11 protein-coding genes are annotated in these 13105 nt (G+C 65.2%); 5 read left to right on the top strand and 6 right to left on the bottom strand.

Features of this window, described 5'->3' with window-relative positions; translation table 11 throughout:
- Nucleotides 1–92: 92 nt before the first annotated feature.
- From E3T46_RS07585 to E3T46_RS07570, 4 genes are all read left to right on the top strand, one after another.
- The gene (locus E3T46_RS07585; RefSeq protein ID WP_092450832.1) at nucleotides 93–689 is read left to right on the top strand and encodes an ATP-dependent Clp protease proteolytic subunit; all 597 of its coding nucleotides are present in this window, start codon (nucleotides 93–95) and stop codon (nucleotides 687–689) included.
- A 66-nt stretch (nucleotides 690–755) separates the two neighbouring features.
- On the top strand, nucleotides 756–1415 hold the full coding sequence (locus tag E3T46_RS07580; RefSeq protein ID WP_241977922.1) for an ATP-dependent Clp protease proteolytic subunit: 660 nt from the start codon (nucleotides 756–758) through the stop codon (nucleotides 1413–1415).
- A gap of 131 nt (nucleotides 1416–1546) precedes the next feature.
- Nucleotides 1547–2824 (top strand): ATP-dependent Clp protease ATP-binding subunit ClpX, encoded by a 1278-nt coding sequence (gene clpX, locus E3T46_RS07575; protein ID WP_092450827.1) that lies wholly within the window; start codon nucleotides 1547–1549, stop codon nucleotides 2822–2824.
- A 30-nt stretch (nucleotides 2825–2854) separates the two neighbouring features.
- Nucleotides 2855–4045 (top strand): benzoate/H(+) symporter BenE family transporter, encoded by a 1191-nt coding sequence (locus E3T46_RS07570; RefSeq protein WP_134578063.1) that lies wholly within the window; start codon nucleotides 2855–2857, stop codon nucleotides 4043–4045.
- A gap of 89 nt (nucleotides 4046–4134) precedes the next feature.
- Here the strand turns inward: E3T46_RS07570 and E3T46_RS07565 are convergent, their stop codons facing one another.
- On the bottom strand, nucleotides 4135–6198 hold the full coding sequence (locus tag E3T46_RS07565; RefSeq protein WP_134578062.1) for a M3 family metallopeptidase: 2064 nt from the start codon (nucleotides 6196–6198) through the stop codon (nucleotides 4135–4137).
- Between the two features lie 90 nt (nucleotides 6199–6288).
- On the opposite strand from E3T46_RS07565, the gene E3T46_RS07560 reads away from it, so the two are divergent.
- The gene (locus tag E3T46_RS07560; RefSeq protein WP_134578061.1) at nucleotides 6289–7122 is read left to right on the top strand and encodes a class I SAM-dependent methyltransferase; all 834 of its coding nucleotides are present in this window, start codon (nucleotides 6289–6291) and stop codon (nucleotides 7120–7122) included.
- 15 nt (nucleotides 7123–7137) lie between these two features.
- Here E3T46_RS07560 and E3T46_RS07555 read toward each other — a convergent pair whose 3' ends face one another.
- From E3T46_RS07555 to E3T46_RS07535, 5 genes are all read right to left on the bottom strand, one after another.
- The gene (locus E3T46_RS07555) at nucleotides 7138–7407 is read right to left on the bottom strand and encodes a hypothetical protein (protein WP_134441207.1); all 270 of its coding nucleotides are present in this window, start codon (nucleotides 7405–7407) and stop codon (nucleotides 7138–7140) included.
- Nucleotides 7408–7410: 3 nt separating this feature from the next.
- Complete coding sequence (locus tag E3T46_RS07550; protein WP_134441208.1) at nucleotides 7411–7857, bottom strand: GNAT family N-acetyltransferase; 447 nt, start codon at nucleotides 7855–7857, stop codon at nucleotides 7411–7413.
- Nucleotides 7858–7865: 8 nt separating this feature from the next.
- Nucleotides 7866–10475 (bottom strand): valine--tRNA ligase, encoded by a 2610-nt coding sequence (valS, locus tag E3T46_RS07545; RefSeq protein WP_134578060.1) that lies wholly within the window; start codon nucleotides 10473–10475, stop codon nucleotides 7866–7868.
- 121 nt (nucleotides 10476–10596) lie between these two features.
- On the bottom strand, nucleotides 10597–12255 hold the full coding sequence (locus tag E3T46_RS07540) for an ABC transporter ATP-binding protein (RefSeq protein ID WP_134578059.1): 1659 nt from the start codon (nucleotides 12253–12255) through the stop codon (nucleotides 10597–10599).
- The gene (locus tag E3T46_RS07535; protein ID WP_241980534.1) at nucleotides 12252–13046 is read right to left on the bottom strand and encodes an ABC transporter permease; all 795 of its coding nucleotides are present in this window, start codon (nucleotides 13044–13046) and stop codon (nucleotides 12252–12254) included. The genes E3T46_RS07540 and E3T46_RS07535 overlap by 4 nt, the downstream gene beginning before the upstream one ends.
- Between the last annotated feature and the right edge of the window lie 59 nt (nucleotides 13047–13105).

Genomic DNA, 13105 nt, shown 5'->3' with positions numbered 1-13105 from the left:
TGGCCGGTAATCTGCCGAGGGCGAACAGAGCCATTTTGACGCTCGCGCTCCGATAGATTCATTGAGAAGCGACAACTGAAACGGAGCACGACATGGCCGACCCGACACCCACCAATGGTGTATTTGACCGACTGCTGAAGGACCGCATCATCTGGCTCGGCTCAGAGGTCCGTGACGAAAACGCGAACGAGATCTGCGCCAAGATCCTCTTGCTGGCAGCGGAAGATTCCAAACGCGACATCTACCTCTACATCAACTCTCCCGGCGGCTCGATCACCGCCGGCATGGCGATCTACGACACGATGCAGTTCGTACCCAACGACATCGTCACGGTCGGTATCGGCATGGCAGCCTCGATGGGTCAGTTCCTGCTTACCTCGGGGACCAAGGGTAAGCGGTACATCACCCCGAACGCTCGCGTGCTTCTGCACCAGCCGTCCGGCGGGTTCGGCGGCACGGCCGCCGACATCCAGACTCAGGCTCGCCTCATCCTCGACATGAAGCAGCGCCTCTCCGAGATCACGGCCGCGCAGACCGGCAAGACCCCCGAGCAGATCAACGCCGACGGTGACCGCGACAACTGGTTCAGTGCGCAGGAAGCCCTCGAGTACGGTTTCGTCGACCATCTCCGCGCATCCGCTTCGGATGTCATCGGCGGCGGCGGCACCGACCCCGACGCCACCAAGTAGTCCGCCGAAACTGAACAGGAAGAAATCATGACTATCCCCACATTCGGTGGAACGGCCTACAGCTCGATGGGCGGCTCGACCAAGCACTTGACTAATAACGGCGCACCTGAATCGCGCTACATCCTCCCCACCTTCGAAGAACGCACCGCCTACGGCTACAAGCGCCAGGACCCGTACGCCAAGCTGTTCGAGGACCGCATTATCTTCCTCGGCGTTCAGGTTGACGACGCCTCCGCCGACGACGTGATGGCCCAGCTCCTCGTGCTCGAAAGCCAGGACCCGGACCGCGACATCACGATGTACATCAACTCGCCCGGTGGATCGTTCACCGCCATGACGGCGATCTACGACACCATGCAGTACATTCGCCCGCACGTGATGACGGTGTGCCTCGGCCAGGCGGCATCCGCTGCGGCCGTATTGCTCGCCGGTGGAACCGCCGGCAAGCGCCTCGCGCTGCCGAACGCGCGTATCCTGATTCACCAGCCCTCGGTTGGTGGGCAGGGTGGCGGCCAGGCTTCTGATATCGAGATTCAGGCCGCCGAGATTCTGCGCATGCGGGTCTGGCTCGAAGAGACCCTCGCGCACCACTCCAACCGGAGCGTTGAGCAGGTCAATAAGGACATCGATCGCGACAAGATCATGAGCGCGGCCGAGGCCCTCGAGTACGGCCTGATCGACCAGGTTCTGACCAGCCGCAAGAACCTTCCGATGTTGGTAAAGTAGGCGCACACCTAAATACCGCTGCGGCGCGTCGCCTTCGGGCGCCGCGCCGTTTCGGTTTGTGGCGCGCTGCACGAAAGTGTCGGACGCACAGGCTAGGCTCAATTGCAGAGAGACCAATGGAGGAGGCGGACATGGCCCGAATAGGCGAAAGTGCCGACCTGCTCAAGTGTTCCTTCTGCGGAAAGAGCCAGAAGCAGGTACAACAGCTCATCGCCGGCCCCGGCGTGTACATCTGTGACGAGTGCGTCGAGCTGTGCAACGAGATCATTGAAGAGCGACTGGCCGAGGCCGGCTCTGAAGCGACCGCCGGTGAATTCGACCTCCCCAAGCCTAAAGAAATCTTCGGTTTCCTCGAGGAATACGTCATCGGCCAGGAACCCGCCAAGCGTGCCCTCGCCGTCGCCGTGTACAACCACTACAAGCGTGTGCGGTCTCGTGCCACGCTCACCGCGGCCGAGGCGATCCACGACGATGTCGAGATTGCCAAGTCCAATATTCTGCTGATCGGCCCGACCGGCTGTGGCAAGACCTACCTGGCCCAGACCCTGGCCAAGCGTCTCAATGTACCCTTCGCCGTAGCGGATGCGACGGCCCTCACCGAGGCCGGCTACGTCGGTGAAGACGTCGAGAACATTCTGCTCAAGCTGATTCAGGCCGCCGACTACGACGTCAAGCGCGCCGAGACCGGCATTATTTACATCGACGAGATCGACAAGATCGCCCGCAAGGCCGAGAATCCGTCGATCACCCGCGACGTCTCCGGCGAGGGCGTGCAGCAGGCGCTCCTGAAGATCCTCGAGGGCACCATTGCCTCCGTGCCCCCACAGGGTGGGCGCAAGCATCCGCATCAAGAGTTCATTCAGATCGACACCACGAACGTACTATTCATCGTGGCCGGCGCCTTCGCCGGGCTCGAAGACATCATCTCGTCTCGGGCCGGCAAGAAGGGCATCGGTTTCGGCGCTCCGCTGCACATCAAGGGCGACGACATCAACCTGTTCAGCGAGGTTCTGCCCGAAGACCTGCACAAGTTCGGGCTGATTCCCGAGTTCATCGGCCGGCTTCCCGTCGTCACGACGGTCACCCAGCTCGACCAGGTGGCGCTCATGCAGATTCTCACCGTGCCCAAGAACGCGCTCGTGCGGCAATATCAGCGCATGTTCGAGCTCGACGGCGTTGAGCTGGAATTTGAGCAGCCCGCCCTGGAAGCCATTGCCGACCTGGCTGTGCTTCGCAAGACCGGTGCCCGCGGTTTGCGCGCCATCCTCGAAGAAGTGCTTGGACCGGTCATGTTCGAGGTGCCCTCCAGCACCGACGTCGAGCGGGTCATCATCACCCGCGACACCGTGTTGAACAATGCCCCCGCTGAAATGGTGCTGCACAAAACCCGCCAGGTGAAGTCGGCGTAAGCCGCTGAATAGTCGCACGGGGAAGCGACGATGAGCGAGCAGTCATCCGGCGCAAGCCCCGGTGTGTTTCAGCCGATCTCGACCGGCATTGTCGCCGCGATCACCGGGTTTGCCAGTTCGTTCGTGTTGGTGATTGCGGGGCTGCGCGCCGTCGGCGCGTCCGAAGCTCAGGCGTCTTCAGGGCTGCTGGCGCTGTGCCTACTCGTCGGTGTGGCCTGCATCGCGTTGCCGTGGTACTTTCGCATGCCGATCTCATTTGCCTGGTCAACACCCGGCGCGGCACTCCTCGTCGCGGCGGGCGCCACGACCGACAACTTCGGCGCGGCCGTCGGCGCCTTTCTCGTCTGCGGTGCGCTCATCGTGCTCTGTGGCCTCTGGCCGCCGCTCGGACGGGTCATCACGAGCATCCCGAGGCCCCTCGCCGGCGCGATGCTGGCCGGCATCCTCTTTCCCATCTGTCTCGCGCCGATTCAGGCGTCGATTGAACAGCCGCTGCTGGCGATTCCCGTCGTGCTGGTGTGGCTGGTGCTCTACCGGCTGGCCCCGCGCTGGGCGGTCCCGACGGCCATGGTCGTGGCCGCGATCGGTATCGGCATAACCGCGGGAACGGGCTGGCTGTCAGCACCGACATCCGCTCCCGGTCTGGTCTTCGTCGCGCCGGTTTTTGATCCGCTCGTCATTGTGAGCCTCGGCTTGCCGTTGTTCGTCGTGACCATGGCGGGCCAAAACGTTCCCGGATTCGCCGTGCTCTCAACCTTCGGCTACCGGCCGCCGCCGCGTTCGGTGCTGGTCTGGTCGGGGATCGGCACCATGCTCGGATCGGTCTTCGGCGCGCACAATATGAACCTGGCGGCCATTACGGCGGCCCTCATGGCTAGCCCGGATGCTCACCGCGATCCGTCGAAACGCTGGATTGCCACGGTCGCATCGGGTTTTGGCTATCTCGTGCTTGGACTCGGGGCAGGGCTAGCCACAGCCCTCGTTGCGGCGTCGCCGCCCATTTTGATCATTGCCGTCGCCGGTCTGGCCCTGCTCGGTGCGCTTGTGACGAGTGTGACCAGCGCGCTCGAAGAACCGGAACACCGCATCAGCGCTATCGCGACCTTTCTCGTGACCGCATCGGGCATCACAATCGTGGGCATCGGGTCGGCGTTCTGGGGCCTCGTGGTCGGTGGCATCTTCATGCTCTGGCTTGGCTGGCGGCGGCCCCTCGGTGCGTAGACGACCATGGACCCGGCTCAGTGGACAACTTTGGTGGGTGCCGGCGGGTCCGCACCCACCAAAGTTGTCTATTGAGCGGATGCCTCAGCCTAACTCAGGCCGCGGCGGTCGAGGAGCGGCTGCAACGCTGCGTCTCGGCCGCGCCAGTGGCGGTAGGCCTCAAGCGGGTCCTCCGTACCGCCGACGCCGAGCAGGCGTTCCCGAAAGCGGTCACCGTTGGCGCGGGTCAGTCCGCCATTCTCCTTGAACCATTCGACCGTGTCGGCGTCGAGCACCTCGCTCCAGATATAGGAGTAGTACCCGGCGTCGTATCCGCCGGAGAACGTGTGCGCGAAGTACGTGCTCGCGTAACGGGTGGGCACGGCAGGATTGTCGAGTCCAACGGAGGCGAGGGCATCCGCTTCGAACTGGGCAACGTCGGTAACGACCGTGTCAGCGTCGATGCGGTGCCAGGCCTGGTCGAGAAGCGCGGCTCCGAGGTATTCGCTGGTCAGAAATCCCTCGTTGAAGGCCGAGGACGCCTGGATGCGATTTACCAGGTGTTGCGGCATCGCCTCGCCCGTCTCGTAGTGGTGGGCGTAGTGGGCCAGCACTTCGGGCCAGAGCATCCACATTTCGTTGACCTGGCTGGGAAACTCCACGAAGTCGCGGTACACGTTGGTGCCGGAGAACTTGGGATAGGTCGCGCGGGCGAGCAGCCCGTGCAGGGCATGGCCAAACTCGTGAAACAGCGTGGTGACCTGGTTATAGGTGAGCAGCGTGGGTTGGCCAGCTGCCGGCCTGGACACGTTGAGGTTGTTGCAGACCACGGTTGTGTCCGTGCTGAGCAGCGCGGACTGCGAGACGAGGGAATTCATCCACGCTCCGCCACGCTTGGAATCGCGGGTGTAGAAATCGCCGATGTACAATCCGATACCGGTGCCGTCGTCGGTGCTGACCTCGAACACGCGTGCTTCGGGATGCCAGCCGACCAGGTCGGGCCGCGCCGTGAAGCTGAGGCCGTAGAGCTGCTGGGCCGCGAAGAACACTCCGTTGGCGAGCACGCTTTCGAGTTCGAAATAGGGGCGCATCGCCGCAGTATCGACGTCGTACTTCGCCCGGCGCACCTTCTCCGTGTAGAACGCCCAGTCCCAGGCCGCCAGCTCGAAGCCACCGTCCTCGGCATCGATCACGGCCTGCAGGTCGGCCTGTTCCACGAGGGCGTTGCGGGCGGCGGCCGGGGCGAGCCCGCCGAGCAGCTCCCAGACGGCGCCGGGGGTCTTGGCGGTTTCATCGGCGGTCACGTAGGCGGCATGGCTGTTGAACCCGAGCAGGCGCGCACGTTGGGCGCGCAGGTGCGTGATCTCGATCACGAGCGGCCGGTTGTCGTTGCCGGCTCCGGCCTCATCAGAACGGATGCCGCGGGCCCGGCTCGCCGTCAGCAACCGTTCCCGCACGCTCCGGTTGGTTAGGCTCGCGAGGTACGGGTGCGACGTGGGCAGAACGAGGCTGATCAGGTATTTACCGTCGAGGCGGCGTTCGGCGGCCGCTTCAGCCGCAGCGGAGATCTCGCCGTCGGTGAGCCCGTCGAGCTCGGCCACGTCGTCGATCACCAGCGCGAGTTCGTTGGTATCGGCCAGCAGATTCTTCTCGAAGCGGGTGGTCAGGGTCGACAGGCGTGAGTTGAAATCACGCAGCGCCCGCTTGTTTTCATCGTCGAGCCCGGCTCCGGCGAGCGTGAACTCCGTGTAGTAGCGGTCGATCAGATAGAGCGACTCGGCATCGAGACTCAGACCCGCTCGCTGCGAGTGCACGGCGGTGATGCGCGTGTACAGTGCGGGATCGAGTCGGATCGAATCGGCGTGGGCGGCCAGCAACGGCGCGAGTTCTTCTTCGAGGTCGTTGGTGAAGTCGCTGGAGTCTGACGAACTCTGGTTGAAGAAGACCTCGGCGACCCGACCCAGGGTCTGCCCGCTGCGCTCGAGGGCGACGAAGGTGTTTTCAAAGGTGGGCGCATCCGCTGTGCCGGTGATGAGAGCGACCTCGGCGAGCTGGTCGGTCATGCCCTGCACAAAAGCCGGCCGGTAATGGGCGTCGGCAATCTGCGCGAAGGGCGGCAACTGGTAGGGCAGCGTACTGCGGGCGAAGAAGGGATTGTTCGCGGTGGAAGCCATACTCCCAGACTAGCGACCGGCCCGAGCTCGCTCGCCAGCGCGCGGCGCGCAAATCAGGCGCAGGCTGCCGCGGGGTCGTAGGATCTGACCATGACAGACCTGACCGCGAGCTCCGAGTCCGCTCCACGTGACCAGTACACCCACGGTCATCACGAAAGCGTGCTGCGCTCACACACCTGCCGCACGGTGGCCAACTCGGCCGCCTATCTGATTCCCGAGCTCGCAGCCGGCGGCGTGCTGCTGGATGTCGGCTGCGGACCCGGCACGATCACGGTTGATCTGGCCCGTCGGATCGCCCCCGGCCGAGTTGTCGGCCTGGACGCGTCGTCCGAGATCGTCGAGCGTGCAGCCGGGCTGGCCGCCGATGAGGGAGTGCACAACGCGCAGTTCCAGGTCGGAGATGTCTACGCGTTGGACTTTCCGGATGCGTCGTTTGACATTGTGCACGCCCACCAGGTGATGCAGCACCTGGCCCGTCCCGTCGCCGCCATGGCCGAGATTCGGCGGGTGCTGCGGCCCGGCGGCGTCTTCGCCGCCCGTGACGTCGACTACGGGGGAGTGATGATCGCTCCCGTGATCGATGGTCTTACCGAGTGGATGCGGGTCTACCGCGAGGTGCACTACTGGAACGGCGGTGACCCGGATGCCGGACGCTCGCTGAAAGCGTGGGCTTTAGCGGCGGGCTTCACCAGCGTGACGAGCAGTTCCTCCATGTGGTGTTTCGCGTCCGATGCCGAACGGGAATGGTGGGGAGAATCCTGGGCCGTGCGCGTGACCGAGTCGAGCTTCGCGGCGCACGCCATCGAAGCCGGCGTGGCCGAGCTGGCCGATCTGAAACGGATGGCGGCCGCCTGGCGGGCGTGGGTGCGCGATCCGAACGGGTGGTTCGGCATGCCGCACGGCGAAATTCTCGCGCGGTCCTGACCCAGGAGTTACGGGTTAGATCCACTCCTCGTCATCGTCATCCGTGTTGGTGGACGGCTGCGTGATGGTGGCGCTGTCATCGACCGGGTTGAACCGAATGATGGTGCCATCGTCCAGCTCAATCACCGGCTTGGACTCCAGCCAGGTCAGTGTCCAGCGCCAGGTGCTGGTGTCCACGGCGAGGGCAGCGAGGTCCTCCTCCACGGCGTGCACGGCGATTTCCACGACGTGGGGGAGGCCGGCGGGCAGGGTGCCGCCGAGCGACCAGCGAGTGCCGAGTTGCATGACTTAGACGTCGATCTCGTAGGTGACCCAGTCGGTGCGGGTGCCGACCTGGTCATAGAGCACCTGGGCGGTGGCGTTGTCGGCGGCGGTCAGCAGCTGCACCTGGGCCAGCTTTCGCGCACGCGCGTAGGACTTGGTGAAATCCATCAGCTGCGTTGCGACGCCCTGGCCGCGGGAATCCTCGGTCACGAACAGATCATCGAGAAAGAGCGCAAGATCACCGCTGAGCGTGCGCGGCACGGTGCGGTAGTGCGCGAAACCGACGAAGTCGCCGGCGTCATTGACCGCGACGGCACCGTCGAGAGAGTTGTTCGCGTCAATGATCCAGCTCCAGACCTGCAGCGCGATCTGGTCGGTCAACTCGCTCTCGTAGAACGCGCTGTAACCCTCAAACAGGCCCAGCCAGGGGAAGAAATCCTTATCGCCCAGCGGGCGTACGGTAACTGACATCTGGTTTCCTAACTTTCCAACACGGTGGCGAAAACGATGTCGGTCACGGCGAGTTCGCTGCCGTCGACAAAGGCTAATTCTTGAATTCGGCCGACCGCTTTGAGATCGGCGGCGGCCAGGGTAAGCAGCGCGATTTCGGCCGGTGCACCGCTGATCACTGCGGAATCCAGCTCGGACTTCTGGGAGGCCTTGGCATCCGTTTTAGCCCGACGGATGCCGGTGAGCGCGCGACTGGCCAAATCCAGCAGGGCGATGTTGCCGGTGGCAACCTCATCGCTGCCGAGCAGGTCGGCCGCGACGGGCCACGGTGCGGTGTGCACCGAACCCTCATTCGACCAGGACCAGGCTTCTTCGGTCGCGAACGGCACGAACGGTGCGAACAAGCGCAGCAGGGTGGCTAGCGCGGTGCGCAGCGCAGCAACAGCGGAAGCCTGGCCGGTTCCGGGCTCGCCGTAAGCGCGCTCCTTGACCAGTTCGAGGTAGTCGTCGCAGAAAGTCCAGAAGAAGCTCTCGGTGGTTTCCAGCGCCCGAGCGTGGTCATAGTTCTCGAACGCGGTCGTGGCCTGGGCGACGACGGCGGTCAGGCCGGCGAGCATGCTCTGGTCGACCGGTTCGGTCACTGGGGCGTCGATGCTGCCCTGCGACATGGAGACGAATTTGCTCGCGTTGAGAATCTTGATGGCGAGGCGACGGCCGATCTTGATCTGCGTCGGGTTCTGCGGATCGAAGGCCGCATCGGTGCCCAGGCGAGAGGAAGCCGCCCAGTAGCGCACCGCGTCGGATCCATGCTTTTCGAGCATGTCGGCCGGGGTGACCACGTTGCCCTTCGACTTCGACATTTTCTTGCGGTCGGGGTCGACGATGAAGCCGCTGATCGCGGCGTGCTGCCAGGGTGACTTGCCGTGCTGCTGCTCTGCGCGCAGCAGGGTGGAGAACAGCCAGGTGCGAATGATGTCCTGGCCCTGCGGTCGCAGCGAGTACGGGAAGACGAGGTTGAAAAGCTCCGGGTCCCGCTCCCAGCCGCCGGCGAGCTGCGGGGTGAGCGAGGAGGTGGCCCAGGTGTCCATCACGTCGACCTCGCCGACGAAACCGTTGGCCTGGCCGCGCTGGCTCTCGGTGTAGCCGGGGGCGGCATCCGACGAGGGGTCAACCGGCAGCAGATCGCGGGTGGCGACGATCGGCTGGTCGAAGACCGGGTTGGCGTCGGCGTCGAGCGGATACCAGACCGGCAGCGGCACGCCGAAGAAGCGCTGACGCGAGACGAGCCAGTCGCCGGTGAGGCCGTTGACCCAGTTCTCGTAACGCACCTTCATGAATTCGGGGTGCCAGGCCAGCTCGGTGCCGTGCTCGAGCAGGCGGGCGCGCAGCTTTTCGTCGCGAGCACCGTTGCGGATATACCACTGGCGGGTCGAGACGATTTCGAGCGGCTTGTCGCCTTTTTCGAAGAACTTCACCGCGTGCACGATGGGCTTGGGTTCGCCGATCAGGTCGCCGCTGGCTTTCAGCAGCTCGACCACGGCCGCCTTCGCACCGAACACCGTCTTGCCGGCGAGCTGTGCATACGCTTCACGGCCGGCTTCGGAGGTGATCGCCTCTGGGACTTCGGCCATAATGCGACCGTCGAAGCCCATGATTGCACGGTTGGGCAGGTCGAGCTCCCGCCACCAGACGACGTCGGTCACGTCGCCGAAGGTGCAGATCATGGCGATTCCCGAGCCCTTGTCCTTTTGGGCGAGGTGGTGGGCGAGCACCGGAACCTCAACGCCGAACACGGGGGTGGTCACCGTGGTGCCGAACAGGTGCTTGTACCGTTCGTCATCCGGATGCGCCACCAGTGCCACGCAGGCCGGCATCAGCTCGGGACGGGTCGTTTCGATCTCTATCGTGGTGCCGTCGGGCTTTGCGAACGACACCCGGTGGTACGCGGCCGGCATGTCCTTGTCTTCGAGTTCGGCCTGGGCGACCGCGGTGCGGAACGTGACGTCCCACAGGGTCGGTGCCATCGCCTGGTATGCCTCGCCGCGTTCGATGTTGCCGAGAAAAGCCAGCTGCGAGGTGAACAAGGCTTCCTGGCCGATGGTGCGGTAGGTCTGGGTCCAGTCGACGGAGAGGCCGAGGGTGCGCCACAGCGCTTCGAACTGCTTCTCATCTTCCTTGGTGAGGGTTTCGCACAGTTCGATGAAGTTGCGGCGGCTGATCGGCAGCTGGTCGGCGGCCTTGACGCTTTTGCCGTCGCCGCCCTCGAACGGCGGAACGAAGTCGTCGGTGTAGCCGAGCGACGGGTCGCAGCGCACACCGTAGTAGTTCTGCACACGACGCTCGGTGGGCAGGCCGTTGTCGTCCCAGCCCATCGGGTAGAACACGTTCTTGCCGCGCATGCGCTGAAAGCGGGCGACGACATCCGTGTGGGTGTACGAGAACACGTGGCCGATGTGCAGCGAGCCGGAGGCGGTCGGCGGGGGAGTGTCGATCGAGTAGATCGTCTCGCGGGTCGCGTTCTCCCGGGCGAAGCGATAGGTGCCGTCGGTCTCCCAGCGGGACTCCCATTTAGCTTCGAGCCCTTCGAGGGCTGGTTTCTCTGGCACTCGATTGTCTGCGGCGCGATCGGCGGTGGTCATAGCTCTCCGGTTCGTATGCGGCACCGTGTCGGTGGTGAGGTGCCTAAGTCTGCCCGTCTAATCTACCCGATCGGCTCTTTTTCCCCGAACGGGCAGAGCGGTAGGGCGCGTCGGCAGGTGTTTACCCGAGTAGTCGGGGCACAGCTGAGAGCAATTGCACCGAATACGGATGCTGCGGCGCGGCGAATACGCGCGCCGCCGGACCACTCTCCACGATGCGCCCGCTGCGCATCACCGCGACCTCGTCGCTGATGTGCTGCACGACCCCGAGGTCGTGCGATATGAAGATCAGGCTGAGTCCGCGTTCCCGCTGCACGTCGTCGAGAAGATCGAGCACCTGCGCCTGAACGCTCACGTCGAGGGAGGACACGGGCTCGTCGCAAATGAGGATTTCGGGACGCCCGGCCAGTGCCCTGGCGATACCGACACGCTGGCGCTGTCCGCCGGAAAGTTCGAGCGGGCGCCGCGACAGTACTGTTCCGGCCAGTTCGACCTCATCCAGCAGAGTCGTGAGCCGGGCAAGGCTCTGCGGGGACCGCCGCGAACCCCGTGAGTCGGTGAGCGCGGGACCGAGGGCATCCGCGAGAATCTCGGCGACGCTGCGGCGCGGATCGAACGAGCCGAGGGCATCCTGATAGATCGCCCCGATGCCGGGTCGTTGTCCCCGCCGGTCCTTCTCGGCGATCGAACTCCACGGCCGGCCAAACAGCGCTACTTCGCCCTGTTCCGGTTTCAGCAGTGCGAGCATCAGGCGAGCCGTCGTGGTTTTTCCGGAGCCGGATTCACCGACGATGCCGAGGGTGCTGCCCCGGTGCAGTGCGAACGAGACGTCGTCGACGGCGAGCTGCCGACTGCCGTCGGGACGCCGAAAACTCCTGGTCAGGCCGATGGCCTCGAGCACGATTTCGCCCTGCTCCGTGGCGTTCGGGGCCGGAGCCGGTGAGCGGAGAACCGTTCTGGCGGCGGGGGAATCCAGCGGGCTCAGCCGGCTTCCGCGCGGCTTGTCCGCCGGAACCGCGGCGACCATGCGGCGGGTCTGCTCGTGCTGTGGGGAACCCAAAACCTGTTCGGTCGGGCCGGATTCAATGAGCCGGCCGTCGTGCATCACCGCAACCCGATCGGCGATGCGGCTCACCACCGCGAGGTCGTGGCTGATCAGGAGCAGGGCGGTGCCGCTCAGTTTGATCTGCTCGAGCAGCGCCAGAATCTGCGCCTGCACGGTCACGTCGAGCGCCGTCGTCGGTTCGTCAGCGATGAGCAGCGGCGGGCCCAGCGCGATCGCCGCCGCGATCAGTGCGCGTTGGCGTTCACCGCCGGAAAGCTGCCCGGACAGTTTGTGTACCTGTTGAGCCGGGTCGGGCAACCCGACGGCATCGAGCAGTTCGACCACCCGGCGGGCACGAGCCGCGGCGCCGAGGGTCGTGTGCAGCCGCAGCGAATCGGCGATCTCCCGCCCGATTGGCCGGAGCGGGTCGAGCGAGACCAGGGCATCCTGCAGCACCAGGCCGACGTCCTTGCCGCGCCGAGACTGCCAGGCCCGGTCGGTCAGCCCCAGCACGCTGCGCCCGCCGAGGTCGAGCCGGTCGGCCTGCACCCGGGCGTTGCCGCCGGCGAGTCCGAGCAGGCTGCGCGCGGTCACGCTCTTGCCCGAGCCGGATTCGCCGACGATGGCGAGGCACTCGCCCGGTGCTATCTCGAACGACACTCCGTTCACGACCGGCTCGGTCGCGCCGAAGCCCACACGCAGGTTGTGCACGGTCAGCGCCGCGGTGGCGCTCATGCGTGCCGCATTCGGCGGTCGATGCTGCGGCCGAGCACGGTGGCGGTCACGGCGGTGAGCACGATGAACAGACCGGGAAAGAAACTCATCCACCAGGCCGAGGTGATGTAAGTACGTCCGGCCGAGAGCATCGCGCCCCACTCTGCGGTCGGCGGTTCGGCACCGAGGCCGAGATAGCTCAGTGTTGCGGCCCAGACGATCGCCTGGCCGACTCCGAGGGTGGCGAGCACGAACAGCGGCGCGAGCGTATTCGGCAGAATATGACGCACCAATATCTGCCAGCGGGTGCGGCCGAGCACGGTCGCGGCCTCGACGAAGGCGGCCCCGCGCACGGCGATGAGCTGCGCGCGAATAATGCGGGCGTAGCCCGGGGCGGTGGACAGCCCGACCGCTATGGTCGCCGTCGCCACGCCGGGGCCGAACACCAGGATGAACAGCAGGGCCAGCAGCAGACCCGGAAACGCGAACAATACCTCGAGTAACCGGTTCACGGTGAAATCGACGATGGGTCCGAGCATTCCGGCCAGGGTGCCGAGCACCACGCCGAGCCCCAGACCGATGGCGGTCGCGGCGATGCCGATCACGAGCGAATACTGGGTGCCGTGCACGACCCGGGTGTAGATGTCGCGGCCGGATTCGTCGGTGCCGAAACCGTGCGCGAAGGTCGGTGGCGAAAACGCCGCCAGCGGGTCGATGGCGAGTGGATCGCCAGGGGCTAGAAACTGAGGCACCACTGCCGCGATCAACAACAGAAGGGCGAGCAAGCCGGCCACGCCCTCGGCCACTCCCAGACGTCGTGGCCGAACGGACTGGTTGGAACGTACGGCGAGCTCGGCCTGCACCTCGAGAT

Origin of the sequence: Cryobacterium sp. Hh11, assembly GCF_004404045.1 — a bacterium.
In the GTDB taxonomy this organism is placed as follows: Bacteria; Actinomycetota; Actinomycetes; order Actinomycetales; family Microbacteriaceae; genus Cryobacterium; species Cryobacterium levicorallinum.
The sequence above is the reverse complement of the archived record's forward strand: the minus strand, read 5'-3'. Positions and strand labels throughout refer to the sequence as shown.